Here is a 26,713-nt window from a genome sequence, read left to right as displayed (position 1 = left end):
TGTACTTCCTGTTTCGATTTAGTTGGCAATTTAGGTAGCAAACCATGCAGATCCCGCACATTCTGATCGTTGAAGACGAGTTGGTAACACGCAACACGTTGAAGAGTATTTTCGAAGCGGAAGGTTATGATGTTTTCGAAGCCACCGATGGCGCGGAAATGCATCAAATCCTCTCCGAGTACGACATTAATCTGGTGATTATGGACATCAATTTACCGGGCAAAAATGGCCTGTTGCTGGCGCGTGAACTGCGCGAGCAGGCAAACGTTGCCCTGATGTTCCTGACCGGTCGCGATAACGAAGTAGATAAAATTCTCGGCCTCGAAATTGGTGCCGATGACTATATTACCAAACCGTTTAACCCTCGCGAACTGACTATCCGTGCTCGCAATCTGCTGTCGCGTACCATGAATCTCGGTAGCGTTAGTGAAGAGCGCCGCAGTGTTGAAAGCTATAAGTTCAACGGATGGGAACTGGACATCAACAGCCGCTCGCTGGTCAGCCCTGGTGGCGATCAGTACAAGCTGCCGCGCAGTGAATTTCGTGCCATGCTTCACTTCTGTGAAAATCCGGGCAAAATTCAGTCACGCGCTGAGCTGCTGAAGAAAATGACCGGTCGCGAACTGAAACCGCACGATCGTACGGTTGACGTCACGATCCGCCGTATTCGTAAACATTTCGAATCGACGCCGGATACGCCGGAAATTATCGCCACAATCCATGGTGAAGGCTATCGTTTCTGCGGCGATCTGCAGGAATAATGGCAAAAAAAGCGCCGCAAAGCGGCGCTTTTTTATTTCCACAGCCTTAATTCATCATCACCTGTTTCAGCATTAACCGCTTTTTTCCCGCGCGTATAAACGTTACTCCAGTCCACGTTTTTGGTCAGCAGCATAATGGCGCTTAGCGCAATAAACAGCACGCCGCTTCCCAGCAATAATGCGTTTTCCTCTGAGCGTAGCAATTGCCACATCACCCCATCCAGTACCAGTAGTGCACCGGTAAACAGCAGGCTCCGTTTCCAGCCTTTCATTACCGCCTGCAAATAAAAGGCATTCAGTGCCGCACTCACCAGACTGGCGCAAATCCAGGCTGGCGTAAAACCAGTACGCTCTGAAAGCGCCAGCAAAATCAGATAGAACATAACCAGCGAGAGACCTACCAGCAAATATTGCACTGGATGCAGCCGTAATAACGTTAGCGTTTCAAACACAAAGAATGCCATAAATGTCAGGCCAATCAGCAAAATAGCATATTTTGTCGCCCGATCGGTCAGCTGATATTGATCCGACGGTGTGGCAATATTGACGCTAAAAGCCGGTAATCCTCGCCAGTTGACATCGATACCGCGCAAAAAGTGGCTATCGAGGTTATTCGCAAACCACGAGCTTTGCCACTGGGCCTGAAATCCTGTGGTGGCGATGTCACGTTTAGTGGGAAGGTAATTACCGGCAAAACCCGGATGCGGCCAGTTGCTGGCAAGTGAAAGCTCACTGTTACGTCCAATCGGTACCAGCGCAAATGTGCCGGTTCCGCTCAGGTTTAGCGATAGCTCAATACTTAACTTATCGCCATTGAGTGCAGTAGAAGGCAGCGGAATATGCACGCCCTGCTCATTGATCAACTTGCCCGCACCGGGCTCCGCATTAAATTGTTCGCCGTTGACGATAGCTGGCCCCACATGGCCAATTCCTCGAGCATCCCCAACGCTCAATACGATGAAAGGCTCGCCGACAATCGTTCCGGCGTTGATCAGATCTTTAAGTCGGGACGGATCAAAATCCGCTTTAAATGAAAGATCGCCATGCCAGACCTTGCCGTCATAAATGCCAATTTTTCGCGACTCTACGTCCTGACTTCCTTTAACCATCAGCGATTCCGGAAGCCAGAAATGGAGGTTCGTGCGCTTTTCGTGTACCTGCTCAGTCGTACCGTCACCGCGCTCACGCATGACGGTGTACATCTCCGTCACCGGGATCGCAATCAGCGGTCCGATGACTTTCTGTGGGCCGCTGGTGCTTTGCCGTAGCGTTGTTTCAACATCATCCCGGTAATTTGCCCGCTCGGTAATAACGCTATGAAGCAGCGTTAACGGGATTAACAGCAATAACATGCAGCCAGCCAGGGTCAGAATTTTAATAAAAATCGGTGATTTCAACATAGTATGCTCCTCTGTAATACAGAGAGCATAAAAGCGCTATGTGAGGTGACGCTGAAGCTATGTGAAGCGACGGTGAAGTGTCAGCGTTGCTTCGGTACCGCACGGTGAGAGATTGACTAACGTGATGCTTCCGCGATGCAGGCGCGCAACCTCGCGTACGAAGGCCAATCCCAGCCCACTACTCTTGTGCCCATCTTCACGCGGCAAGGAATAAAAGCGTTCGAAAAGTCGATCGATGGCATAAACAGGTACTCCGCTCCCGCTGTCGGTGACGCGGATAAGGACCTTTTCTTCCTGCGGCTGCGCCGTAAGCGCAATCAGGCCGCCAGCCGGGGTAAAATCGATGGCGTTATCCAGCAGATTCCCCAGCGCCTCAGCCAGCAGTTCTGCCTCCCCGGCCACCAGAAGATCGGTTTCATGGCATTCAAATGTCAGCCTTTTTCGTTCCATCTGGATGCCGCGCGATTCACAGAGATCGAGAAACAGCATATTGAGCGAAACCGTGTCGGGCAGAATTTCAATGCGACTTTCAACTTTGGCCTGCAACAACAGTTTTTCCACCAGCGCCTGCATTCGGGCATTTTGGGTCAGAATATTATGGGTAAAACGCGCGGCGACGGCGGGCGGAGGCATCTCCTGGAGGATCTCAGCGGCCCCGCGAACAGCCGCCAGCGGACTTTTTAATTCGTGGGTCAGGGCGTGAACATAATGTTCAATATAATTTTTTCCCTCGAGTTTTACCCGCATACTTTCCAGCGCGCTGGCCAATTTGCGCAGCTCGCTGCTGCCGACGTCAGGCAAAGGAACCGGCTGCTCAAGGGTGACGGAATCTGCATAGCGTACCAGCTTGCTAATGGAGCGGTTAATCCACCATACCATCAGGCCGCCGATCATCAGGGCAATCCCCAGCAGCGCACCACCAGCCCACAGAATGCGCCGTTCACTGCGTTTAATAACCGGGGTCATGGTATTATTGGCTTTCCCGATGCTCAGTACGCCCACTATTTTTCCGTTATGCATTATCGGTGCGGCGACATACATAACGGTGCTGTCGGGATCGTCAGGGTCGCTTTTAGTGCTGCGTGCGCCGTACTGACCCCGTAGCGTTAACCAGACATCATTCCAGCGCGAATAATCCTGCCCTGTCGCACGTCCGGCAGAGTCAAATAACACTTTGCCCTGCGCATCAGTCATATAAAGGTGATATTCATTACGTACTTTTTCGATACCGCTGATATTGGCCTTGATAGGCCGATCGTGCAGATCGACAAATGCTTTCGCCAGCCGTCCGTGCTGTGTATTTCCCGTCAGTAAATCCTCTTTCGCCAGTTCAGCCATCAGCGTGGCGGTATCAATCAGCGTTCCCTCCATGGCGCGCCGCACGCCGGGCTTTACTTCCTGGACAAAAATGGAAAAAACAAACCAGCCGGCGACGGCGACAATGAGAAAGTAGCCCAGCAGCAACCGCATTCCCATGCGCATTAATGAATACCCAGACTGTAACCCAGACCGCGATGTGTATTGACCGGAGAAAGCTCAGCATTCACCAGACGCAGTTTAGCGCGCAGCGTTTTGATATGCGTATCGACGGTGCGATCAAAACTTTCCTGCGCATCGACCCATACCCGATCCATGAGTTGCTGACGAGAGAAGACCTGACCTGGCGACTTCAGCAGCGTTTTTAGCAACAAATATTCATAGCGAGTAAGCTGTAGCGTTTGTCCGCACCAGCGGATATTCGCACCGGTTTCGTTAAGCTCAAACAGCCCAATACGCTGAAGCGCGGGCGGCTCGAAGCTTTTTTGCAGGCGCCTGAGTACCACACGTACCCGGGCGCACACCTCGCGCGGGGAGAAAGGTTTAGCAATATAGTCATCCGCCCCCATCTCCAGCCCCAGCAGTTTATCAACCTCATCATTGCGCGCCGTGAGAAACAAAAGCGGCAGCGTGGAATGACTGGCCTGCAGTTGTCGACACAATTCAAAACCGCTGATATCCGGCAGGCCAATATCCAGAATGATCAGATCCGGCACCTGATCCCGTATTGCCTCAAGCACCGGCAGACCGCGCTCAAACGCACTTACCGCAAATCCCTCCTGCTGCAGCGTATAGATAAGCGTTTCTGCAATGCTGACTTCATCCTCAACTAACCAGATTAACGGCGGCATAAAGTGTCCCTGTTACTCTCTCCACGGCATGATGGGTACGGCACTTAACGCATTTTTTGGCGAGCCTTCGACAACTTTATCTGAGTAGGCCAGATACGCCAGTGTGTTACGTTTTGCATCGTAGAACCGTACCACCTGCAATTTCTTAAAGACCAGCGACGTTCGTTTCTGGAAAACCACATCGCCCTGCGTTTTGCCAGATTTTATCTTATCGCTCAGTTCGACTGGCCCTACCTGCTGGCACGAAATCGCCGCATCGGCGGTATCTTCTGCCAGCCCCAGGCCGCCTTTGATGCCGCCCGTTTTGGCGCGGCTGATATAACACGTTACGTTTTTGACATCCGGATCGTCAAAGGCTTCAACCACAATTTTATGGTCAGGGCCGAACATTTTGAATACCGTGTCCACCGACCCGACTTCTTCAGCGTGTGCGAACGGCACGCAGGTGACCAGCAGTACGGGAAGAATTAAGCTCTTATATTTCATATTGTTACTATTTCCAAAGATTTAACAGCGTGATTATTCAACATTTCTAAATAAACTGTTTATAGATCACAGGATTAGAAAGATCATCTTTTCTTTCGAGCTTCAATCGCATTTAATCGCAAAAAAAACACTGAATGCTAAAACACCAAAAAATGCTATTATCCGCTACTGAGTATCAGGCACATGCATTTATGGATGAGGACATTGTATGGATCAGGCTGGGATCATTCGCGATCTACTTACCTGGCTGGAAGGTCATCTTGACCAGCCCCTGTCACTTGATAATGTGGCGGCAAAAGCTGGCTATTCCAAGTGGCATCTACAGAGGATGTTTAAAGATGTCACCGGTCATGCCATTGGTGCTTATATCCGTGCGCGTCGCTTGTCAAAATCAGCCGTTGCTTTGCGTCTGACCGCGCGTCCTATTCTTGATATTGCCCTTCAGTACCGGTTTGATTCACAGCAGACGTTTACCCGCGCGTTTAAAAAACAATTTACGCTGACGCCCGCGCTTTATCGCCGCTCGCCGGACTGGAGCTCTTACGGTATGCGCCCACCGCTGCGCCTGTCTGAGTTCAGTATGCCTCATTATGAATTTGTGACGCTGCAGCCGACAGAGATGGTCGGTGTTACCCAGAGTTACACGTGTAAACTGGAAGAAATTTCTGATTTCCGCAACCAAATGCGGATTCAGTTCTGGCGGGATTTCCTCGGCAATTCGCCGTCTCTGCCGCCCGTACTGTACGGTTTACACGAGCCGTGCCCGAGTTCTGAAAAAGAAGATGAGCAGGAAGTGTTCTACACCACCGCATTAACCCCTGACATGATCAATGGTCATATGCACAATACCCAGGCAGTAAAACTGGAAGGCGGAGAATACGTTCAGTTTACCTATGCAGGACCGGGTACTGGCCTGCAGGAATTTATCCTGACCCTCTATGGCACCTGTATGCCTATGCTGGGCCTGACGCGCCGTAAAGGCCAGGATATTGAACGCTTCTTCCCGCAGGATGAAGCCCGGAACCAGGCTCCGCCTATTCAGCTTCGCTGCGAATACCTGATCCCAATCCGCCGTTAACGCTGCAATTCGTCCAGCGCAGGGGCATCAAGATGAGAAACATCCCCTGCCGTCTCAACGACCCAGCCCGACGCCAGCCACGGACTTTGCTGATAATCAATCCGCGAGATCGAACAGTTACGCAGGCGCAGGCGACGTTCCGCCCAGGCGGGCAGGCCAAGAATGGTGCTGACCAGGCAGCCGAGCGCCATGCCGTGACTGACCAGCAGCGGGCGACTTCCCTGCGGCAACGCCAGACACTCTGTCAGTGCCGCGTGCATACGATCACTGAGTTCCTGCATGGATTCTCCCTCTGGAATACGACCGTCTGACGTTCCGTTAACCAGCTGGCGACGCCACGCTTCTTCATCGCCGGTCAGAGAATCAATATGCCGCTCTTCCAGTACGCCCATATCCAGCTCGCGCAACCGGGAGTCCAGCATAACATCACACCCACAGGCTTCAGCGATGATGCCTGCGGTCTGACGCGTGCGGCCCAGATCGCTGGCAATAATATGGGTGATCCCCAGCGCTTTCGCGCGTTCCCCGACCTGCCATGCCTGCTGCTCGCCTTTTTCGGTAAGCGGACTGTCAGACTGGCCCTGAATACGTCGCTCGGCGTTCCACTGCGTCTCACCGTGGCGAACAAGGTATACCTGTAACATATTATTTATCCGTTATACTGCGATGAAATTTGTTAAGAGTTAAAGATGATTATGCACAATGTTGTCGTTGCTACCACTAATCCAGCCAAAATTCAGGCGATTCTCCAGGCATTTAACGAGATCTTCGGTGAAAATACCTGTCAGCTTACGTCGAGGGCCGTTGACAGCGGCGTCCCGGAGCAACCGGTTGGAAGCGACGAAACCCGCAGCGGGGCACGAAACCGCGTCGCTCATGCCCGACAATTACACCCTACCGCCGATTTCTGGGTCGCGATTGAAGCCGGGATCGACGAAGACAGTACCTTTAGCTGGGTGGTTATCGAAAGCCCCGATCGGCGCGGTGAGGCGCGTTCCGCTACTCTGCCACTGCCTGCGGCAATACTGGAAAGGGTCAGAGCGGGTGAGGCGTTAGGACCGGTCATGTCACAGTTTACCGGCATCGACGACATTGGGCGCAAAGCAGGAGCGATTGGGATTTTTACCGCCGGAAAACTAACCCGCAGCAGCGTGTATCATCAGGCGGTGATCCTGGCATTAAGCCCGTTCCACAATTCTGTATACCAATAACGGTTATTTGGCACTTTTAAGCAGCACCGTCTCCAGCCACTGGCGTAATTCCACCGGCGCAGATTTAAGGCTGTTTGACCCGCGCGTGATCGTGGCGATCCCCGCGCCCAGTTCATTTTTTAGCTCGCGCTGACTCATTTCGCCGCGCAACAGCTCTTCAATAATGCGTACGCGGGTCCCCAGCGCTTCCCGCTCGTCGGGCGTAAGCATTAATTGCAAAAGTGGAATGTGCAAATCTTCTGCGCAGGCCTGCTGAAGCAACGCGACAAAACGAAGCCACTCCTGATTGCGCTGCTCGGCCAGGGCCGAAGAATAAGGTGATTGCTGAGTCATAATGCGCCGCCTTTTTAGGGCAGCGGATACGCTGAACGCAGGTATCCGCTGTCTGGTGTACTCTTACACGAGTACAAGCATATCATAACTCCTCGCAATCAGTAACGCCGTTCCCACTCGGCATCACTCAGGATGACAGGCTTCTGCCCCATAAAGTAGCGGTAGTAGGCATCATAGGCGAGAACGTTCTTCACGTAGCCGCGCGTTTCAGAAAAAGGAATGCTTTCGACAAACGCGATGGGATCGATACGCCCGGCACTGTTTCTAAGCCAGGTACGCGCGCGTCCCGGTCCGGCGTTGTAGGCTGCCGAAGCCAGGATACGGTTGTTATCAAACTGCTGATAAACATACTGAAGATAATAAGTACCAATCATAATATTGGTTTCAGGATCCAGCAGTTGCCCCTGGCTGGTATAGCCTGGGATAGAGAACATCTTCACCGTATGCGTTGCCGTTGCCGGCATAATTTGCATCAGGCCGGAAGCTCCCACCGGTGAGCGTACTTTCGGGTTCCAGGCGCTTTCCTGACGGGCGATTGCCATGGCATAGCTTTGCGGGATGTCCTTGTCGCGAATGTTACGGGCGAAAACATCATTCCACGCCAGCGGGAAGCGTTCCTCCAGTTGATCCCACATTTTTCCGGCAATGGTCGCCTGTACGCTGAGATCCCACCACTGTCTGTCGAAGGCATAGCGTGCCAGCTGCGCCTGCTCCGTTTTCGTCCGGCTGCTGATCAGATTCGCCCACTCGCTGCGCGCGGTATTATCAAGCCCCCAGTACATCAACTCACGGACCCTGGCCATTTCCGCGCCCTGAACCAGAACAGGATCGGCATTGCCCGGCGCTTTATCGATTTTAAGCTGATATTCTTCACCCAGGCGGCGAGCGGCCACCATCGGATAAAAACCGCGTTCTTTCATCAGCGCGTGCAGGATCTCGTTGGCTTCCCCATCACGTCCACGCTCCAGCAGCAGGTCGGCCTGCCAGTAACGCCATTCATCTTTCTCTTTTGCGTCCATTGGCAAGCGGGCAAGCCAGGTATTAAGGCCTTTACGATCGCCACTTCCAAGCGCCATTCGCACCCGGCGTTCCAGCAGAGAAACGGACTGCGAACGCATAATGGCATCATCGCGCCAGCGCGCCTGCTCTTCGGTAATATCATTGCCCATCAGCCGCCAGGCAACAATGTCGCGCAGCTCCTGGGTTTGATCTTCATTCAGATCCTGTGCCTGGACCAGCGAGGGGATCATCAGGCGGGCATTTTCGGCATCCTGGCGCGCGACGCTGGCAAAGGCTATCGCCGCCATCTGGCGCGTGAAATCGGTTGCACCGGTCATCCGGGCGAAGGTCAGGACGCTATCCGGTGCATTCGACAGAGATATAATAGCGGTAGAAATGGTCTGATAATCCGGTGGCATTTGCCCTGCCAGTACGTTCACCAGCCCGGTATTTCCGGCTTTCATTGCCAGACGGATACGCTCCAGGTACGCCAGTGGATCCTGAGTTCCCGAGGCTCGCCAGGCGCCGAACAGCTTATCACAGGCGTTCGGCTGACTTTTCCCGGTTAACCACAGGTCCTTTGCCCCGTTCCACGCTTCTTGCGCCTGCCCAGTATTCCACTTTGCGAAGTAGTAGTTACATTGTGCTTCGGTGATGCCGGGTTTGTCCGGGCTAAACGCCAGCAGCCCGCGCCAGTCTTCACGGCGTGCCAGTTCATTGACGAAACGCGATTTTAGCGCGCGGGCAGGCGGGAGGGTTGGGTTAGCCTGGACGAAATTGCTGACGGCGATGGCCGTCTGATTTTGCAGATCGTCAGTGATTTGACGGTACTCAAGGTAAGGATAAAGCGGATAGCTCTGCAATGTGGGCATCAGCTGATCAACCATCTCCATCTGATGATTATCCCACGCCTGTTTCACCTGCGCATAACGGTTACGCTGCTCTTCCAGAGAGTCAGCACAGGCATGATAGCTAACGCTCATCAGGCAGGCGCTGACCGCCAGAAGACGCCACGCCGCATAGTTAGCTTTCTTCACAAGCTCTTCCTCTTTTTTAATAAATGATTCAGGCAGCATCGTGCCGCGTACAGTTATGCTAATCAGACATTGCGCATCGCGCCACGTTCCGGACATATTTTTACTTTCGTCGCGCTGTCCGGTCCGCTGGGATTCGGTCGGGAAAACGGCTACACTTCGCCTCTGAACTCATTATCATAAAAGAGGCGAAGTCCAACGTGGCTCAATTCGTTTATACCATGCATCGTGTCGGCAAAGTGGTTCCGCCGAAACGTCATATTTTGAAAAACATCTCTCTGAGTTTCTTCCCTGGCGCAAAAATTGGTGTACTGGGCCTGAACGGCGCCGGTAAATCGACGCTGCTGCGCATCATGGCGGGTATTGATACCGACATTGAAGGTGAAGCCCGCCCGCAGCCTGGCCTGAAAATTGGCTATCTGCCGCAGGAGCCGAAGCTAAACCCGGAACACACGGTTCGCGAATCGATTGAAGAAGCGGTCGCCGAGGTGGTTAACGCCCTGAAAGGCCTGGATGAAGTGTACGCAAAGTATGCTGAACCCGATGCTGACTTCGATAAACTCGCCGCGCAGCAGGGCAAGTTTGAAGAGATTATTCAGGCGCATGACGGCCATAATCTGAATGTGCAGCTGGAGCGCGCGGCTGATGCCCTGCGTCTGCCAGACTGGGATGCAAAAGTCGAGAAGCTGTCCGGTGGTGAACGCCGCCGCGTCGCGCTGTGCCGCCTGCTGCTCGAAAAACCAGACATGCTGCTGCTTGATGAGCCGACTAACCACCTGGATGCCGAATCCGTTGCGTGGCTGGAACGCTTCCTGCACGACTTCGAGGGAACGGTAGTGGCCATTACCCACGACCGTTACTTCCTGGATAACGTTGCCGGCTGGATCCTGGAGCTGGACCGCGGTGAAGGTATTCCGTGGGAAGGTAACTACTCCTCGTGGCTGGAGCAGAAAGATCAGCGTCTGGCGCAGGAAGCTTCTCAGGAAGCGGCTCGCCGTAAATCGATTGAGAAAGAGCTGGAGTGGGTACGTCAGGGCGCGAAGGGCCGTCAGTCGAAGGGTAAAGCCCGTCTGGCACGCTTTGAGGAACTGAATAATACCGATTATCAGAAACGTAACGAAACCAACGAACTGTTTATCCCACCGGGACCACGTCTGGGCGATAAAGTCGTTGAGGTCAGCAACCTGCGTAAATCCTACGGCGATCGCCTGCTGATTGACGATTTAAGCTTCTCAGTACCGAAAGGTGCGATTGTCGGGATTATCGGACCGAACGGCGCGGGTAAATCGACCCTGTTCCGCATGATGTCCGGTCAGGAACAGCCTGACAGCGGCGAGATCGTGCTCGGTGAAACCGTGAAGCTGGCGTCGGTAGATCAGTTCCGCGACGCGATGGATAACAGCAAAACCGTGTGGGAAGAAGTGTCCGGCGGGCTGGATATCATGAAAATCGGCAACACTGAAATGCCAAGCCGCGCCTACGTGGGCCGCTTTAACTTTAAAGGTGTCGATCAGGGCAAACGCGTGGGCGAGCTGTCCGGCGGTGAACGTGGCCGTCTGCACCTGGCGAAACTGCTCCAGGTTGGCGGCAATATGCTGCTGCTTGACGAACCGACTAACGACCTGGATATCGAAACCCTGCGTGCGCTGGAAAACGCCCTGCTGGAGTTCCCGGGCTGTGCAATGGTTATCTCGCACGACCGCTGGTTCCTCGACCGTATCGCCACCCACATTCTGGATTATCAGGATGAAGGTAAAGTGGAATTCTTCGAAGGTAACTTTACCGAATACGAAGAGTATAAGAAACGCACGCTGGGCGCAGACGCGCTGGAGCCGAAGCGTATCAAGTACAAGCGTATTGCTAAGTAATCTGTACAGGCCCGGAGGTATAACGCTTACCGGGCTTACAGAGGGACGCAGGTATTCACTGGCCGGAACAGATAAAGCGCCGGCCGGTGAATACGTTCTACTTCTGCTCGCCCATCAACTCTTTGACCAGCTCCACGCAGCGTAAAAAACGCGAGTCGTAGTCTGACTCTTCCACGTGGACAAAATCAATATTGTTGGCTTCCAGCATCTCTACCAGCAAATGCTGAAACTCTTTACGATCCACCGAACTGCCCAGGCTGCGCAACCCATCGGCCACCCACGGCGTGTTATTTTCCAGCAGGATCACCAGGTCAAAGCGATACTCATCGATAAGCGCCTGAACAAACGGATGTTCACGCCCTTCATACTTTTTACAGAACGCCTGAGTGGTCACAAAATCGGTATCAACAAACGCAACTTTGTTGGCATATTTTACTGCGAAATCAATATACTGTGCCTGACCAAGCGCGATTTTGTCATAATCAGAGTACTGGAGCGCCATCTCATCCCCACCGAGGTGAGAAAAAACGTAGTCCCGCCCATACTCCCAGGCGCTGGTGGTATTAAAAATATTCGCCAGCTTATTCACCAGCGTCGATTTGCCGCTGGATTCACCACCCAGTACTGCAATGGTGCGCACGAAGAACGGTTTCACTTCTGTCGGGATATATTCCCAGTAGCGGAAGGGATTCGCGCGGATCTGTCCGCCGCTAATATTCATAAAGGTACGTTGAGGATCGATAAGTACCGCCTCAATGCCAAGATGCTGCGGATACTGCGCGGCATCGGCCTCCTCAGAGGTATAAATCCAGTTGGGCTGAATGCCCTTCTCTTCCATAAATGCGCTGATGCCGTGACTCCAGACGTCCCAGCCGTGCGGATATGGCTCCATGCCTTCTTCGTTGAAAGCATGAATGCGAATGTTTTTTTGATATTTAAAGGTCTGCAGCAGCCAGCGCAGGCGATCCGGAACGGTAGGCTGCTGCGACATCGCGCTGGCCTCAAACAGCTGACGGTCGCGCGTTTCATCATAACCCATGATGATATGCAGTTCGTCGACCTGACTACAGGCGCGCTGGATCAGATAAATATGCCCGGTATGCAGCGGGTAAAATTTACCGAACACCACGCCAACGCTTTTTCGCTTACGCGGAAACTCAAGTCCCAGAAAGCGATGTAATGCTTCCAGCTTTCTGGCGCTGGGGCTTTTAATCTTGGCATTCAGAAGCTGGCTCAAATAGCCTTTGGTCATGCCGCTGGCATCGGCCACCTGCTGGAGGGTACAGCCTTTTTGTTTAATCGCAGTTTTCAGGTAATCAAATGACACAACAGCCTCCTGCTAAATTCGGGTAATGGCATCCTGCGAGAGTAAAAATGCGCCTGGAGTGAATACCTTCCGGCGCTATTATCACCCGCAGCCTGACGGCGCTTCGCGTATCAGGCTGATGAGACAGCCGCCGGAAAGACGATAATATGTATTATAAGTCGTCAAATACGCTAAGCGCGTCAGAAAGTTTTTTAACGCCAAAAACCTGCATCCCTTCTGGCGGTTTTTTAGGCACGTTGGCCGCCGGAACAATCGCCCGACGGAAACCGTGCTTCGCCGCCTCGGAGATACGTTCTTGTCCGCTCGGTACCGGGCGGATCTCGCCTGCCAGACCGACTTCGCCGAAAACCACCAGATCGTGCGGCAGCGGCCGGTCGCGCAGGCTGGAAACCATCGCCAGCAACAGCGCCAGATCGGCACTGGTTTCCGTCACTTTGACTCCGCCGACGACGTTCACAAAAACGTCCTGATCGGACATTTGTAATCCGCCGTGACGATGCAACACCGCCAGCAGGATCGCCAGACGGTTTTGCTCCAGCCCTACCGCGACGCGCCGTGGATTCCCCATCATCGAGTGATCGACCAGCGCCTGAATTTCAACCAGCAGCGGGCGCGTGCCTTCCCAGACCACCATTACTGAACTGCCGGACGTCACTTCATCGCCACGGCTCAGGAAGATGGCGGACGGATTGCTGACTTCACGCAGCCCCTGCTCGGTCATGGCAAACACACCCAGCTCATTAACCGCGCCAAAGCGGTTTTTATGACTGCGCAGCGTACGGAAACGAGAATCGGCATCGCCATCAAGCAGCACTGAACAGTCGATACAGTGCTCCAGCACTTTAGGCCCGGCCAGCGAGCCATCTTTGGTCACATGGCCTACCATGACAATGGCCACGCCGCGCGTTTTCGCGAAGCGGGTTAAATAGGCGGCGGTTTCACGTACCTGCGCCACGCTGCCGGGCGATGACTGAATATCGGCCATGTGCATCACCTGAATGGAGTCGATGACCATCAGCTTCGGCTGCTCTTCATCGGCAATAGTACAGATCTGCTCAATACTGGTTTCCGATAACATATTAAGGCCCGCGGTCGGTAGCCCCAGGCGATGCGCACGCATCGCCACCTGCTGGAGCGACTCCTCGCCGGTAACGTACAGCGTTTTCATCTGCTCTGCCAGACGGCACAGCGTTTGTAACAGCAGAGTGGACTTACCGGCACCCGGGTTCCCACCAATCAGGATCGCACTGCCCGGCACCACGCCGCCGCCGAGCACCCGATCAAATTCTTTAAAACCGGTGGAAAAGCGCGGCAGCGCCTCAAGGCTGATATCAGACAGCTTTTGAATTCTCGAGACGCCCGCACTTCCCGCATAACCACTGAGTTTTTCATTTCGCGCAACGGTGGGCGATGCCGCAATACGCACTTCGGTAATGGTATTCCAGGCATGACAGGCGCTGCACTGCCCCTGCCAGCGCGGGTAATCCGCACCACATTCATTACAGACAAATGCGCGTTTTGGAGCTTTCGCCACGTTGACCTCTTACTTTTGATTGAGGCTGCCGGACAGGATGCAAAATACACCCATCAGATCAGCATGACGGATAGTAACTTCCGTCTTCTCATTAACTTTCGGTTTCGCATGATAGGCAATGCCTAATCCGGCGGTTTTGATCATCGGTAAATCATTTGCGCCATCACCGATTGCCACGGTTTGCGCAGACGGAATGCCGTACTCTTCAGCCAGGCGCACCAGCGTTTTAGCTTTATATTGCGCATCCACGATGTCGCCCACCACGTTACCGGTGAACTTGCCGTCCATCATTTCCAGTTCGTTGGCAACCACTGCCGACAGACGCAGCTTATCACGCAGGTATTCTGCAAAAAATGTGAAACCGCCTGACGCGATAGCCACTTTCCAGCCCAGCGATTCAAGTTTCAGGACCAGCTGGGTTAATCCTGGCATCAGGGGTAAACCGTCGCGAACCTGATGCAGAATATTGGCATCGGCTCCTTTTAGCGTGGCTACGCGGCTGCGCAGGCTGGCGGTAAAATCCAGCTCGCCACGCATCGCCCGCTCGGTCACTTCGGCGACCATTTCGCCGGTACCTGCCAGTTTGGCTATCTCATCAATGCACTCGATTTGGATCGCCGTGGAGTCCATATCCATGACCAGCAGGCCCGGCGTGCGCAGGTGAGGGATTTTACCCAGCGGAGCGACATCCAGACCGGCGTCATGCGCCAGGCGCGTCGCACGGGTCGTCAGCGAACCGGCCAGGCGAATGACCTGATACTCTTCCACACACCACGCCGTGACGATGACCATGGCGGCACCCAGTTTACGCTGATACTGCGTTAAGCGCTGTTTATCAAGATTACGGCCATACAGCAGCCAGCCGCTACGGCCTGCGTGGTAATCCAGCGGCATCACCTCATCGCCACTCAGTGAGAGAGGCAAACCAGGCCATAAAGACACATCCTCGGGCAGATCGCACCAGGTAATGTTTGGCATTACAACTCCTGTATATCCGGGCTAAAACGACGCATGAGGCTACCCTGACAATAGCGCTTCTGGCAATATAGAAAAGACAATTTTTCCGCAATCCGGTGCTTATTTGCCGCAATGCGACAGAGAAAAGGATCTTTTGATGCCGACATTACGCCTGCTTATTTCTGACTCATACGATCCCTGGTTTAACCTGGCGGTTGAAGAAACGATTTTCCGCCAGATGCCTGCCACGCAGCGGGTGCTGTTTTTGTGGCGAAATGCCGATACGGTAGTTATTGGACGGGCGCAAAATCCGTGGAAAGAGTGTAACACTCGCCGGATGGAGGAAGACAACGTGCGTCTGGCCCGGCGCAGCAGCGGTGGCGGCGCGGTCTTCCACGACCTCGGCAATACCTGTTTTACATTTATGGCTGGTAAACCGGAATATGATAAAACGGTGTCTACCTCGATTGTGCTTAATGCGTTAAACGCGCTTGGCGTTTCGGCAGAGGCATCCGGGCGTAACGATCTGGTGGTCAAAACCCCCGATGGCGATCGTAAAGTTTCAGGCTCAGCCTATCGTGAAACCAACGATCGCGGTTTTCATCACGGTACGCTGCTGCTGAATGCCGACCTCAGTCGACTGGCTAATTATCTGAATCCGGATAAGAAGAAGCTGGCGGCGAAAGGCATTACCTCGGTGCGCGGCCGCGTTGCGAATCTGACAGAGCTGCTGGCCGGGATCACGCATCAACAGGTCTGCGATGCCGTCACTGACGCCTTTTTTACCTACTATGGCGAGCGTGTTAACGCTGAAATTATTTCGCCGGAAAACATGCCGGATCTGCCAAATTTTGCCGAAACTTTCGCCCGGCAGAGCAGCTGGGAATGGAACTTTGGTCAGGCGCCGGCATTCTCGCACCTGCTCGACGAGCGCTTTAGCTGGGGCGGCGTGGAGCTGCATTTTGATGTCGAAAAAGGGCATATCACCCGTGCACAGGTGTATACCGACAGCCTGAATCCGGCACCGCTGGAAGCGCTGGCGACTCGCCTGCAAAATTGCCAGTACCGCGCCGACAGGATTGAGCAGGAATGCGCTGCGCTGCGCGACGACTTTCCGGATCAGGAGAAGGAACTACAGCAGCTTTCAGCGTGGCTGGTGCAGGCGATAAAGTGACGTTATGCTCCTGCCCGCGTAACCTTATCGCTGAATAATTTAATCTTGCCGCACATGTCTGATGCAATAGTACGAAAATTTGCGCTGATCCGTTTGTCAGCGACGAGCATTTTCCAAAACGTTAGCGCAAGCGGAAGCGCAAATAGCCAGGCGTTTTTACTGACGTAGATGTCAAATTTTGGTTCAAACGCCTCATCACGCATAATGCCGGCGCTGTTAGGGGCAAATGCCATTGGCAGCATATCGTAAACCGGGCTCATTACAAACGGTGACTTTGAAAGATAAAAAGATAAATTCCCGGCATGCATATCACTGTTGGCAATTAACCGGCCAAACGCCCAAATTTTTTCACACTCGATGAGGGTCTCATGCGTGACAAGTCCCTCCTTTAGCAAGCGACGCATTACGTCCGGCCACGCCCCTGGCGAAGATAAATACTCGCTTTGCAAAGCCTCAAGTGAAACAATAGATTTTCGTCCGTTAGCACCTGTGCAGTCAAAACGTATGGCTTCAAGGTAAGTCTGCCCGTCAGGAGAAAAAAAGGCCCTTGATTCGCTGGCAGCAATCCCCGCTTCACGCAGTAATGATAAGGCTACAGATTCGGCGACCAGTAAATCGCTCCAGCGACGGGTCATTATTGTCTGCGGCAGGACGGTGAATTTGACGATAACATGTGCATCGCCCTGCTGTGTCTGCGCATAGCAGGTAAATTTTGGCTGTTCCCCTCCAGCGGAGGAGCCGACAATTTCTCCTGCCAGCGCCTGATGACTTAGCTGAACATAACGCGCTATTTTCTCGCTTTCACCAATAGCCTGAGGTGTCTTTTCCTCAATCCATCGACGGTAGTTATTCTCTCCAACTAACCAACCGCCCGTGTAGTCCCCATCGAAAACCGTTAGCGCATACAGGATTTCATCCTCCTGCCACAGACGGATATCTTCCGGCAGGCCGAGACATGCCGCGAGTTTACGTCCCCAGGCGCGCCCCAAAAATCCTTGTGGACGAAGATCGGTCAGAAACCAGGGCAGACCGTCAAACCATTGGCTCTCACCCGTACAGGATATGACCACACAGCTGCCCTGCGGCCAACAGGGATAGACCGTAGCAAATTTATGTGCCTTTCCTGTCTCGTCTACGCGCCACAGTGGAATATTATTACTACCGCGGATGGGACGCTTTAAGGCATAGCGTGTAGAACGCGCCTTACCAAATTGAATAACCCGCTCGTCTTTGACAATAAGGCGCGAAAAGCTTGCCTGGCTTATAGACAGGTGTTGACGCAGTTCAGTAGCTGAACGCGGTCCCTGTAGCAAAAGATCGGTTATCTGCGTCATAAATGAATTGATGAGTGAATAGATACTTGAATAGATTTAATATCACATCTTCTTGAGTTGCAATGTAAAAGAAGAATTACTGGATGAGTAAATGAATAGATTTCTGAAACGAAGAGGGCCATGAAGGCCCCCTTTTAAAGACGTTACGCTTTGTCGCCCAGCAGAACAGATTCCAGCGCGATTTTGATCATATCGTTAAAGGTCGTCTGACGTTCAGCAGCCGTGGTTTGCTCATGGGTGCGAATATGGTCAGAGACGGTGCAGATGGTCAGCGCTTTGGCACCAAATTCTGCGGCAACGCCGTAGATACCTGCGGCTTCCATTTCTACGCCCAGAATACCGTATTTTTCCATGACGTCGAACATGCTCGGGTCCGGAGTGTAAAACAGGTCGGCGGAGAAAATGTTGCCTACGCGAGCGTCAACACCCAGCGCTTTTGCTGCGTCAACGGCATCACGTACCATACCGAAATCAGCAATGGCAGCGAAGTCATGGTCTTTAAAGCGCAGACGGTTCACTTTAGAGTCGGTACAGGCGCCCATACCGATCACCACGTCACGCAGTTTCACATCAGCACGCACTGCACCGCAGGAGCCTACGCGAATGATTTTTTTGACGCCGAAATCAGTGATCAGCTCTTTGGTATAGATTGAGCAGGACGGAATACCCATCCCATGACCCATAACAGAGATTTTACGGCCTTTATAGGTTCCGGTGAAACCTAACATCCCGCGCACGTTGTTAACTTCACGCACGTCTTCAAGGAATGTTTCAGCGATATGCTTTGCGCGCAGCGGGTCGCCCGGCATCAATACGACGTCAGCGAAATCACCCATTTCTGCATTAATGTGGGGAGTAGCCATTATTTTATCCTTATCGAGATTATCAGTGCCGGATGGCGGCGTAGCGCCATCCGGCAGTTACATCACAGCATGCTTTTGCCGTAGTCCATATCAGACGTACCGAAATATTTCGCCAGCGTCTGACCGATATCCGCGAAGGTTTCACGGTGGCCCAGCGAGCCAGGTTTGACTTTCGGTCCGTATATCAGCACTGGGATGTGCTCACGGGTATGATCGGTTCCGGTCCAGCTTGGATCACAGCCGTGGTCGGCGGTCAGGATCAGAATATCGTCTTCACCCACCAGCTCCATCAGTTCCGGCAAACGACGGTCGAACAGTTCCAGACCGGCCGCATAGCCCGCGATATCGCGACGGTGGCCCCAGGAAGAGTCAAAATCAACGAAGTTGGTGAAAACGATAGTTTCGTCGCCCGCTTCTTTCATCTCTTTGACGGTGGCGTCAAACAGCGCATCCAGACCCGTGGCTTTCACTTTCTTCGTGATCCCGCAGTTGGCATAGATGTCGGCAATTTTCCCGACAGACACCACCTGACCGTTTTTCTCGTCGACCAGTTTTTGCAGGACAGTCGGCGCAGGTGGCTCGACCGCCAGATCGTGACGGTTGCCGGTACGCTGGAAATTACCGGCTTTGTCGCCGACAAATGGACGGGCGATAACACGACCAATGTTGTACCCGCCTTCGGTCAGCTCTTCGCGCGCAATTTCACACAGCTCATACAGCTTATCCAGCCCGTAGGTTTCTTCATGACAGGCAATCTGGAACACGGAATCTGCGGAGGTATAGAAAATCGGCTTACCGGTTTTCATATGTTCTTCGCCAAGCTTATCGAGGATCACGGTGCCGGAAGAGTGGCAGTTCCCCAGGTAACCCGGAAGACCTGCGCGTTCAACCAGCTTGTCCAGCAGTTCTTGTGGAAAGCTGTTGTCATGGTCACTGAAATAGCCCCAGTCAAACAGAACCGGCACGCCGGCGATTTCCCAGTGGCCTGACGGGGTATCTTTACCGGAAGAAAGCTCGTGCGCCCATGCGTACGCGCCAATGACTTCCGCATTACCGTCCATTCCGGCAGCAATTTTACCGGTGGAACCTTCGTGTGCTTTGACCAGCCCAAGGCGGGTCAAGTTGGGTAAATTCAGAGGGCCTTTACGACCATGGTCAGCTTCACCGTTGGCACAGGCTTCTGCGATATGGCCCATGGTGTCAGCGCCGACGTCACCAAAGTGATCTGCATCTTCAGTCGCGCCAATGCCGAATGAATCCAGCACCATAATAAATGCACGTTTCATAGTCTTCTCCGTACGTAGTGCTCATAAAAAAGCGATCAGATCAGTATACCCTAATTCATTCTCATTTTGGCAGATACGACGATATCGACGTATCTGCCCAGGAAAGAGCAGGATCTGCCGTTACTCAGTAATACGACGATAAACCGTTGGCGTGGTCTGCGGAGCGGTATCATCCAGTTTGATAGCCGCTTTCACAGCTTTCGCCGCGTCCTGCCAGCTGGCTTCATCTTTTGCGTGGATAACGGCCAGCGGACGTTGTCCGTCAACGCTGTCGCCGAGACGCGCCATATCGGTAAAGCCGACGCTGTAATCGATAGTATCGGATGCCTGACGACGTCCACCGCCCATTGACACTACCGCCATACCGAGCGCACGCGTATCCATCGCGCTGACAAAACCTTCGGTATCGGCATAGACTGCTTTACTGAGCATCGCGTTCGGCAGGTATCTGGCATAGTTTTCCACGAAATCAGTCGGCCCTTTCTGGGCTGCCACCATACGACCAAAAATTTCCGCTGCCTTACCGTTATCCAGCACCGCCTGCAATTTTGCACGCGCATCAGCATCGTCTTTCGCCAGCCGACCGGAGATCAGCATCTCAACGCACAGCGCCATCGTCACATCAAACAGACGCGGATTGCGGTACTCGCCGGTCAGGAACTGTACGGCTTCGCGGACTTCTACCGCGTTCCCGGCGCTGGACGCCAGCACCTGATTCATGTCGGTCAGCAGGGCGGTTGTCCGCACGCCTGCGCCATTTGCCACGCCAACAATAGCCTCAGCCAGCGCTTCTGACAGTTCGTAAGTCGGCATAAACGCGCCGCTACCAACTTTGACGTCCATTACCAGTGCATCGAGACCTTCCGCCAGCTTTTTAGCGAGAATGGAACCGGTGATAAGCGGGATAGAATCCACCGTCGCGGTGATGTCGCGGGTGGCATAAAAGCGTTTATCCGCCGGTGCAAGCGAGCTGGTCTGGCCGATAATCGCCACACCGACGTCTTTAATAATTTCGCGGAAGCGATTGTCATCAGGGAAGATATCAAACCCCGGGATCGCTTCCAGTTTGTCGAGCGTACCGCCCGTATGACCCAGACCGCGCCCGGAGATCATCGGGATATAGCCGCCACAGGCTGCAACCATCGGGCCAAGCATCAGCGAGGTAACGTCACCCACGCCGCCGGTGGAGTGTTTATCGACAATCGGGCCGTTGAGATCCAGGCTTTTCCAGTCCAGAACGGTTCCTGAATCGCGCATGGCCATGGTCAGCGAAACGCGTTCCGGCATGGTCATATCGTGGAAGAAAATGGTCATCGCCAGGGCGGCAATCTGCCCTTCAGAAACGGTATTATCACGAATGCCGTTGATAAAGAAACGAATTTCGTCGTCGCTCAGTGTGTGACCATCACGTTTTTTACGAATAATTTCTTGTGCGAGAAACACGGGAACCCCCCAGAGAAAAGAGTGAATGGCCGGATCGTCAGGCGGACGATCCGGCAAAACAATTTAGTAGCTGCTTGCGCTCTTACCGTCGCCGTGTCCCAGCGCTTTCAGCAGGCTGGCTAACAGGCTGGATGCGCCGAAACGGTAATGACGGGAATCGGCCCAGTCCGCGCCGAACAGTTCATCTGCGATAGCGAGGAATTGCTGCGCATCTTCTGCACTACGCACGCCGCCCGCCGGTTTAAATCCGACGGTTTTGGCCACGTTCATATCGCGGATCACTTCCAGCATGATGCGTGCACTTTCCGGCGTCGCGTTCACCGGCACTTTACCGGTAGAGGTTTTGATAAAATCCGCACCGGCGTTGATAGCGATTTCAGACGCCTTACGGATCAACGCCTCTTCTTTCAGCTCGCCCGTTTCGATAATGACTTTAAGCAGCACATTGGCCGCTGCGCAGGCTTCTTTACAGGCTTTAACCAGATCGAAACCGATCTGCTCATTACCGGCGATCAGCGCACGATACGGGAATACCACGTCAACTTCATCGGCACCGTAAGCAATCGCAGCGCGGGTTTCAGCCACCGCAACGTCGAGATCGTCATTACCGTGCGGGAAGTTGGTGACCGTCGCAATGCGGATATCCGGGGTACCCTGCGCATTCAGCGTTTTGCGGGCAATGGGAATAAAACGCGGATAGATGCAGATGGCTGCGGTATTGCCGACCGGGGTTTTTGCCTGATGACACAGGGCGATCACTTTTTCATTGGTGTCGTCGTCATTCAGCGTGGTCAGATCCATCAGTTTCAGGGCACGCAGGCTGTTTGCTTTTAAATCAGTCATAACACTCTCCAGGCTCATGGCCAGTTAATTTTTAACCTTGCGAGTCTGTTAGTATTCTAACATTCACTCGCCATAACATATCGACTTACATCACAGTTAATGAAAACTTCATACAAATTTGCATTACTGTAACGAGATCGCCATCACCTATTGTCCACATCTTTATGACGGCGACGGTATCAGGATCAAAAGTCCTCCAACGTTCTTTTCTTACAATGTAGAGCATCATTCCGGCCTGATAAGGATGCGACGATGCCCGATTTATGTGAGAACGCGCTACAACAACGTTGCCAGCAAATTGTGACCAGCCCGACGCTTAGCCCCGAACAGAAGCGCCATTTTCTCGCGCTGGAGGCAGAAAACGCCCTGCCTGCGCCACGGCTACCTGCAGATGCCGAAACGGCGCTGGCAGAGGGCGCGATCTGCGATATGTTTGAGGGCCACGCCCCGTTTAAGCCGCGCTACGTTTTGCCGGATTACGCTAAGTTTCTTGCCCACGGCTCCGAATGGCTGGAGCTTGAGGGCGCGCAGGATCTGGATGATGCACTTTCACTGCTGACCATTCTCTATCATCATGTGCCCTCTGTGACGTCCATGCCCGTGTATCTGGGACACCTTGACACGCTGCTACAACCTTTTGTTAGAATTCTAACACAAGAAGAGGTCGATATTCGAATCAAACGTTTCTGGCGTTATCTCGACCGAACGCTGCCCGATGCTTTTATCCATGTGAACATCGGTCCGCAGGATAATGCTATCACCCGGGCTATTCTTCGCGCTGATGCAGAGCTGAAGCAGGTTTCCCCTAACCTCACTTTTATTTACGATCCGCAAATCACGCCGGACGACTTATTATTGCAGGTAGCAAAAAACATAGCCGGGTGCAGCAAGCCGCACATTGCTAACGGACCAGTAAATGATAAAATTTTCACAAAAGGTCAGTATGGCGTGGTGAGTTGTTACAACTCGCTGCCGCTGGCCGGCGGCGGTAGTACGCTGGTAAGGCTGAACCTGAAAAGGGTTGCAGAGCGCAGTACGTCTGTAGAGGACTTCTTTTCACGCACCCTGCCGCACTACTGTAAACAGCAAATCGCGATCATTAATGCGCGATGTGAATTTCTTTACCGGCAGTCACATTTTTTTGAAAGCAGCTTTCTGGTTAAAGAAGGATTAATCGATCCTCAGCGCTTCGTGCCGATGTTTGGTATGTACGGACTGGCAGAAGCCGTTAATGTGCTGTGTGAGCGCGACGGACTGGATATGCGCTACGGTAAAGATGCCGGAGCCAATGCGCTGGGCTATCGTATCAGTGCCCGACTTGCTGATTTTGTGGAAAATACGCCGGTAAAATATGGCTGGAAAAACCGGGCAATGCTTCATGCCCAGTCGGGGATCAGTTCTGATGCTGGCACCATGCCAGGTGCACGTTTACCTTACGGCGATGAACCCGATCCTATCACTCATCTGCAAACCGTTGCGCCGCATCACGCCTATTATCAGGCCGGTATTAGCGACATTCTGACCCTTGATGCAACCATCAAAAACAATCCTCAGGCGCTGGTTCAACTATGTCTTGGGGCGTTTAAAGCCGGAATGCGTGAGTTCAGCGCCAATATCAGCGGCAACGATCTGGTGCGCGTCACCGGCTATATGGTCCGGCTATCGGATCTGGAAAAGTATCGCGCAGAGGGATCGCGGATTAATACCACCTGGCTGGGTGAAGAAGCCGCGCGCAATACGCGTATTTTGCAACGTCAACCGCGTGTAATAAGCCATGAACAGCAGATGCGCTTTAGTCAGTAAGCTTATTCCCTTTTCCTGCGTAGACGGGCCGGGCAGTCGCCTGGCTCTGTTTTTACAGGGCTGTAATCTGCGCTGTAAAAACTGCCATAACCCGTGGACTATGGGATGTTGTAACTATTGTGGCGACTGTGTGTCGCAGTGCCCGCATCAGGCGCTATCTCTTACCCGCCAACGCGTACTCTGGGATGACTCCGCGTGTCAGCAGTGCGATGCCTGCTTACATATGTGCCCGCAGCAGGCAACACCAATGGCGCAGACGATGCACATTGATGAGGTGCTGGACCGGCTACGTAAGGCGCTGTTTTTTATAGAGGGGATCACCGTCAGCGGCGGAGAAGCCACTATCCAGCTGCCCTTTTTACGGACGTTATTTGGCGCAATCAAAACCGATCCTCAGCTACAGCACTTAAGCTGTCTGGTCGACAGCAACGGGCTGCTCAGCGAAACAGGCTGGCAGAAATTGTTGCCGGTATGCGATGGCGCAATGATCGATCTGAAAGCCTGGAGCAGCGAATGCCACAGGGCGCTTACCGGAAGGGATAACGCGCAGATTAAGCGCAGTATCCGGCTGCTGGCGGAAGAGGGAAAATTGACGGAGCTACGATTACTGGTTATTCCCGGTCAGGTGGATTACCAGCAACAGATAGACCCGCTGGCTGAGTTTATATGCCAGCTGGGAGACGTTCCGGTACGGCTTAACGCTTTCCATGCTCACGGTGTATACGGTGAAGCGAAAACCTGGCCGGGTGCAACACGAGATGATGTAGAACAACTTGCTTTAGCACTGTGCGAGCGCGGCGTAACCCGGCTTATTTTTCCGGCACTGTATTTGTGAGGGCGACCGCGCCTTTTTTGGCTCGTACGCTCGCAGGCCTGTTACGGCGTAAACGTAAACAGCGCCATGGTGTTACGCCAGATGGCATTGGCAATAACATCCGCAGGTTCTGGTCGCAATTCGCATAATGTGGCAAATACCCGGGCGACCTGCTCTGGTCGGTTCGGCTGCCCCTGAAAGCCGTTAAGCGGCATATCCGGCGCGTCGGTTTCCAGCAGCAGTGCGTCCAGCGGCAGCTGCGCCACGACATTGCGGGTTTTACTGGCGCGTGGATAAGTAATAGTGCCGCCGACGCCGATTTTGTATCCCAGCTGAATAAAACGCTCTGCCTGTACCCAACTTCCGGCAAAACCGTGGATCACACCGGTACGCGGCAAGTTTTGTCGTTTAAGGTGTGGCACCAGCTTATCGTGCGTGCGCCGTGAATGCAGGATCACCGGCAGATCGTAACGCTTTGCCAGCATCAACTGCGCGGTAAGCAGGCTTTCCTGGCGTTCGAACTGCGGATCGTCGCGCCACAGATCCAACCCGATCTCGCCGATCGCCACCAGCTTCTGCGGGCGTGCAGAAAGATAATTCTCCAGTTGCTCAAGGCTGGCATCAGTATGCTTTTCTATCACGATGGGATGCAGACCGAGCGCCATATACAGGGCATCGTGCTGCTGCGCCAGCGCGCTGACGCGGGCGAAGTTATTAGCTTCGGTAGCGGGGAGAATGATTTTTTCGACGCCTGCCTGCGCCGCCTGATGCAGGCTGGGACGCTCATTATCGGTAAAGGGCGGAAAATCGAAATGGCAATGTGTATCGATAAAGCGTGTCGTCATGCCAGCTCCTCATGATCGAAGCTGCCATCGTTAGCCTGCGGCACATCAACAAGCGGGCTCTGCAACGTATCATTGGCAACCGGTGCAGGCGGAACCACCACGGTTGCCGGCACCGGGATACGCGGCGCGTGGCGCAACAACGGCGGAATTTCGGCCAGCAGCTTGCCGATTGTCGCGAGAAAATAACGTCCACAGAGCCGACCCGTTTTATAATCTTCGCGCAGGGCTGGCAACGCGCTACCCAGCGCCATACTTTTCAGCGGCTTAGGCGGATAGATTTCAATGATGCGTAAATTATCCGGCGGTTGTTCAATAAACTGCTGGGTGGCGCGGTAGCTGGCTTCATGGTGCTGGACAACATTCATCAGCGGCATCAGGCTGCTTTCACCCAGCCAGCGTTCCATGCGCTTAAACCATTGGGGCGTATAGTACATTTGCGACGGCACAGTGCGGATCACGACAATGGTTGTCGCGCCACGCCGGGCGGCTTCCTGAACCGGGATCGCATCACTCACTCCGCCATCAAGATAATTAATCCCATCCAGCAGTACACCGCTACGGTAAAAGCCCGGAATAGCACTGGAGGCACGGATCAGATCCAGCCAGTTTTTATCATCAGGGGCGAAATAGCCGGGCGTATAGTCATCCTGGCGGCAGGCGCACATATAGAACGCTTTGCCCCGCTCAAACTGTCCGGCAGCGTAATCCATTGCCAGCGGCATGTTACTGGCGGTTGATTCCACCAGCCAGTCGAGATCGATAAGATTACCACCCCGTACAAAACGCAACGGATTGAAAAAATCCCGGGTAGTGGTATAGCGCATAATGACTTTACGGGCATAGCCAGGCTGGTTACACAGGTAGGCAGAAAGATTTTGTGCGCCGGCTGAGGTGCCGAAAAAGAGATCGAACGGATTAAATTGCACGCGCATAAATTCATCCAGCACCCCGGCGGTGAAAATGCCTCGTTGCCCGCCACCCTCACAGACCAGTGCCAGTCGTTCGGCGCGGAAGGGCTCAATTGATAACGGCGCGATATTGCCCAGCGTCACGGGAATGCGTTGTCCCACCCTGCTTTCCTTGTCGTTATTCTTAGCTATACGACTAACGTAGCGCAATTTACCGGGGACTGAAACTGCAAAAGCCAGTCCG

General features: G+C 53.5%; 24 protein-coding genes. 7 read left to right on the top strand and 17 right to left on the bottom strand.

Annotated elements, in window-relative coordinates; translation table 11 throughout:
* Positions 1–44 precede the first annotated feature (44 nt).
* Positions 45–761 carry a two-component system response regulator ArcA gene (gene arcA, locus AC791_RS17975; RefSeq protein WP_049841843.1) on the top strand — a complete coding sequence of 239 codons (717 nt, stop codon included), beginning with the start codon at positions 45–47 and terminating at the stop codon, positions 759–761.
* Between the two features lie 32 nt (positions 762–793).
* On the opposite strand, the gene creD is transcribed toward arcA, so the two are convergent.
* The 4 genes from creD to creA are packed head-to-tail and all read right to left on the bottom strand — an operon-like array spanning position 794 to position 4,815.
* Complete coding sequence (gene creD, locus AC791_RS17970) at positions 794–2,161, bottom strand: cell envelope integrity protein CreD (protein ID WP_049841842.1); 1,368 nt, start codon at positions 2,159–2,161, stop codon at positions 794–796.
* 57 nt (positions 2,162–2,218) lie between these two features.
* The gene (gene creC, locus AC791_RS17965; RefSeq protein ID WP_049841841.1) at positions 2,219–3,643 is read right to left on the bottom strand and encodes a two-component system sensor histidine kinase CreC; all 1,425 of its coding nucleotides are present in this window, start codon (positions 3,641–3,643) and stop codon (positions 2,219–2,221) included.
* Positions 3,643–4,329: a two-component system response regulator CreB gene (gene creB / locus AC791_RS17960; protein ID WP_049841840.1), complete on the bottom strand. Its 687-nt coding sequence runs from the start codon at positions 4,327–4,329 to the stop codon at positions 3,643–3,645. Before creB ends, creC begins: the two co-directional genes overlap by 1 nt.
* A 12-nt stretch (positions 4,330–4,341) precedes the next feature.
* Positions 4,342–4,815, bottom strand: a complete 474-nt coding sequence (creA, locus tag AC791_RS17955; RefSeq protein WP_049841839.1) for a protein CreA — start codon at positions 4,813–4,815, stop codon at positions 4,342–4,344.
* A gap of 208 nt (positions 4,816–5,023) precedes the next feature.
* Here creA and robA point away from each other — a divergent pair, with 208 nt between their 5' ends.
* On the top strand, positions 5,024–5,893 hold the full coding sequence (robA, locus tag AC791_RS17950) for an MDR efflux pump AcrAB transcriptional activator RobA (protein ID WP_049841838.1): 870 nt from the start codon (positions 5,024–5,026) through the stop codon (positions 5,891–5,893).
* Here robA and gpmB read toward each other — a convergent pair.
* Positions 5,890–6,537, bottom strand: coding sequence for a 2,3-diphosphoglycerate-dependent phosphoglycerate mutase GpmB (gene gpmB, locus AC791_RS17945; RefSeq protein ID WP_049841837.1), 648 nt, complete (start codon positions 6,535–6,537; stop codon positions 5,890–5,892). The two genes, robA and gpmB, sit on opposite strands and share 4 nt — an antisense overlap.
* A gap of 51 nt (positions 6,538–6,588) precedes the next feature.
* Between gpmB and yjjX the strand changes: the two genes are divergently transcribed.
* Positions 6,589–7,104: an inosine/xanthosine triphosphatase gene (gene yjjX / locus AC791_RS17940; RefSeq protein WP_049842041.1), complete on the top strand. Its 516-nt coding sequence runs from the start codon at positions 6,589–6,591 to the stop codon at positions 7,102–7,104.
* Between the two features lie 3 nt (positions 7,105–7,107).
* On the opposite strand, the gene trpR is transcribed toward yjjX, so the two are convergent.
* The gene (trpR, locus tag AC791_RS17935; protein ID WP_049841836.1) at positions 7,108–7,437 is read right to left on the bottom strand and encodes a trp operon repressor; all 330 of its coding nucleotides are present in this window, start codon (positions 7,435–7,437) and stop codon (positions 7,108–7,110) included.
* A gap of 98 nt (positions 7,438–7,535) precedes the next feature.
* The gene (gene sltY / locus AC791_RS17930; RefSeq protein ID WP_416202312.1) at positions 7,536–9,512 is read right to left on the bottom strand and encodes a murein transglycosylase; all 1,977 of its coding nucleotides are present in this window, start codon (positions 9,510–9,512) and stop codon (positions 7,536–7,538) included.
* A 158-nt stretch (positions 9,513–9,670) separates the two neighbouring features.
* On the opposite strand from sltY, the gene ettA reads away from it, so the two are divergent.
* Complete coding sequence (ettA, locus tag AC791_RS17925; protein WP_049841835.1) at positions 9,671–11,338, top strand: energy-dependent translational throttle protein EttA; 1,668 nt, start codon at positions 9,671–9,673, stop codon at positions 11,336–11,338.
* A 97-nt stretch (positions 11,339–11,435) separates the two neighbouring features.
* Here the strand turns inward: ettA and nadR are convergent, their stop codons facing one another.
* From nadR to serB, 3 genes are all read right to left on the bottom strand, one after another.
* On the bottom strand, positions 11,436–12,665 hold the full coding sequence (gene nadR / locus AC791_RS17920) for a multifunctional transcriptional regulator/nicotinamide-nucleotide adenylyltransferase/ribosylnicotinamide kinase NadR (protein ID WP_049841834.1): 1,230 nt from the start codon (positions 12,663–12,665) through the stop codon (positions 11,436–11,438).
* Positions 12,666–12,816: 151 nt separating this feature from the next.
* Positions 12,817–14,199, bottom strand: coding sequence for a DNA repair protein RadA (gene radA / locus AC791_RS17915; RefSeq protein WP_049841833.1), 1,383 nt, complete (start codon positions 14,197–14,199; stop codon positions 12,817–12,819).
* A gap of 9 nt (positions 14,200–14,208) precedes the next feature.
* Positions 14,209–15,177: a phosphoserine phosphatase gene (gene serB / locus AC791_RS17910; RefSeq protein WP_049841832.1), complete on the bottom strand. Its 969-nt coding sequence runs from the start codon at positions 15,175–15,177 to the stop codon at positions 14,209–14,211.
* Between the two features lie 136 nt (positions 15,178–15,313).
* Between serB and lplA the strand changes: the two genes are divergently transcribed.
* Positions 15,314–16,330 (top strand): lipoate--protein ligase LplA, encoded by a 1,017-nt coding sequence (gene lplA, locus AC791_RS17905; RefSeq protein ID WP_049841831.1) that lies wholly within the window; start codon positions 15,314–15,316, stop codon positions 16,328–16,330.
* A gap of 2 nt (positions 16,331–16,332) precedes the next feature.
* Here lplA and yjjJ read toward each other — a convergent pair whose 3' ends face one another.
* From yjjJ to deoC, 5 genes are all read right to left on the bottom strand, one after another.
* Complete coding sequence (gene yjjJ / locus AC791_RS17900; RefSeq protein ID WP_049841830.1) at positions 16,333–17,664, bottom strand: type II toxin-antitoxin system HipA family toxin YjjJ; 1,332 nt, start codon at positions 17,662–17,664, stop codon at positions 16,333–16,335.
* Between the two features lie 143 nt (positions 17,665–17,807).
* Positions 17,808–18,527 (bottom strand): purine-nucleoside phosphorylase, encoded by a 720-nt coding sequence (gene deoD / locus AC791_RS17895; protein WP_049841829.1) that lies wholly within the window; start codon positions 18,525–18,527, stop codon positions 17,808–17,810.
* Positions 18,528–18,589: 62 nt separating this feature from the next.
* Entirely contained in the window at positions 18,590–19,813 is a 1,224-nt protein-coding gene (gene deoB / locus AC791_RS17890) for a phosphopentomutase (protein ID WP_049841828.1), read from the bottom strand.
* 120 nt (positions 19,814–19,933) lie between these two features.
* Positions 19,934–21,256: a thymidine phosphorylase gene (gene deoA / locus AC791_RS17885; protein ID WP_049841827.1), complete on the bottom strand. Its 1,323-nt coding sequence runs from the start codon at positions 21,254–21,256 to the stop codon at positions 19,934–19,936.
* A gap of 63 nt (positions 21,257–21,319) precedes the next feature.
* Positions 21,320–22,099 carry a deoxyribose-phosphate aldolase gene (deoC, locus tag AC791_RS17880; RefSeq protein ID WP_049841826.1) on the bottom strand — a complete coding sequence of 260 codons (780 nt, stop codon included), beginning with the start codon at positions 22,097–22,099 and terminating at the stop codon, positions 21,320–21,322.
* A 252-nt stretch (positions 22,100–22,351) separates the two neighbouring features.
* Between deoC and AC791_RS17875 the strand changes: the two genes are divergently transcribed.
* Together AC791_RS17875 and AC791_RS17870 are read left to right on the top strand one after the other, a co-directional pair.
* On the top strand, positions 22,352–23,902 hold the full coding sequence (locus AC791_RS17875; RefSeq protein ID WP_049841825.1) for a YjjI family glycine radical enzyme: 1,551 nt from the start codon (positions 22,352–22,354) through the stop codon (positions 23,900–23,902).
* Positions 23,874–24,737, top strand: a complete 864-nt coding sequence (locus tag AC791_RS17870) for a YjjW family glycine radical enzyme activase (protein WP_049841824.1) — start codon at positions 23,874–23,876, stop codon at positions 24,735–24,737. Before AC791_RS17875 ends, AC791_RS17870 begins: the two co-directional genes overlap by 29 nt.
* A gap of 41 nt (positions 24,738–24,778) precedes the next feature.
* On the opposite strand, the gene AC791_RS17865 is transcribed toward AC791_RS17870, so the two are convergent.
* Positions 24,779–25,561 carry a TatD family hydrolase gene (locus AC791_RS17865; protein ID WP_049841823.1) on the bottom strand — a complete coding sequence of 261 codons (783 nt, stop codon included), beginning with the start codon at positions 25,559–25,561 and terminating at the stop codon, positions 24,779–24,781.
* Positions 25,558–26,631 (bottom strand): patatin-like phospholipase family protein, encoded by a 1,074-nt coding sequence (locus tag AC791_RS17860; RefSeq protein ID WP_049841822.1) that lies wholly within the window; start codon positions 26,629–26,631, stop codon positions 25,558–25,560. Before AC791_RS17860 ends, AC791_RS17865 begins: the two co-directional genes overlap by 4 nt.
* Positions 26,632–26,713 lie beyond the last annotated feature (82 nt).

The sequence above is a fragment of the Klebsiella sp. RIT-PI-d genome, from assembly GCF_001187865.1.
Classification (GTDB): domain Bacteria; phylum Pseudomonadota; class Gammaproteobacteria; order Enterobacterales; family Enterobacteriaceae; genus Superficieibacter.
This window is presented reverse-complemented; position numbering and strand designations above follow the sequence as displayed.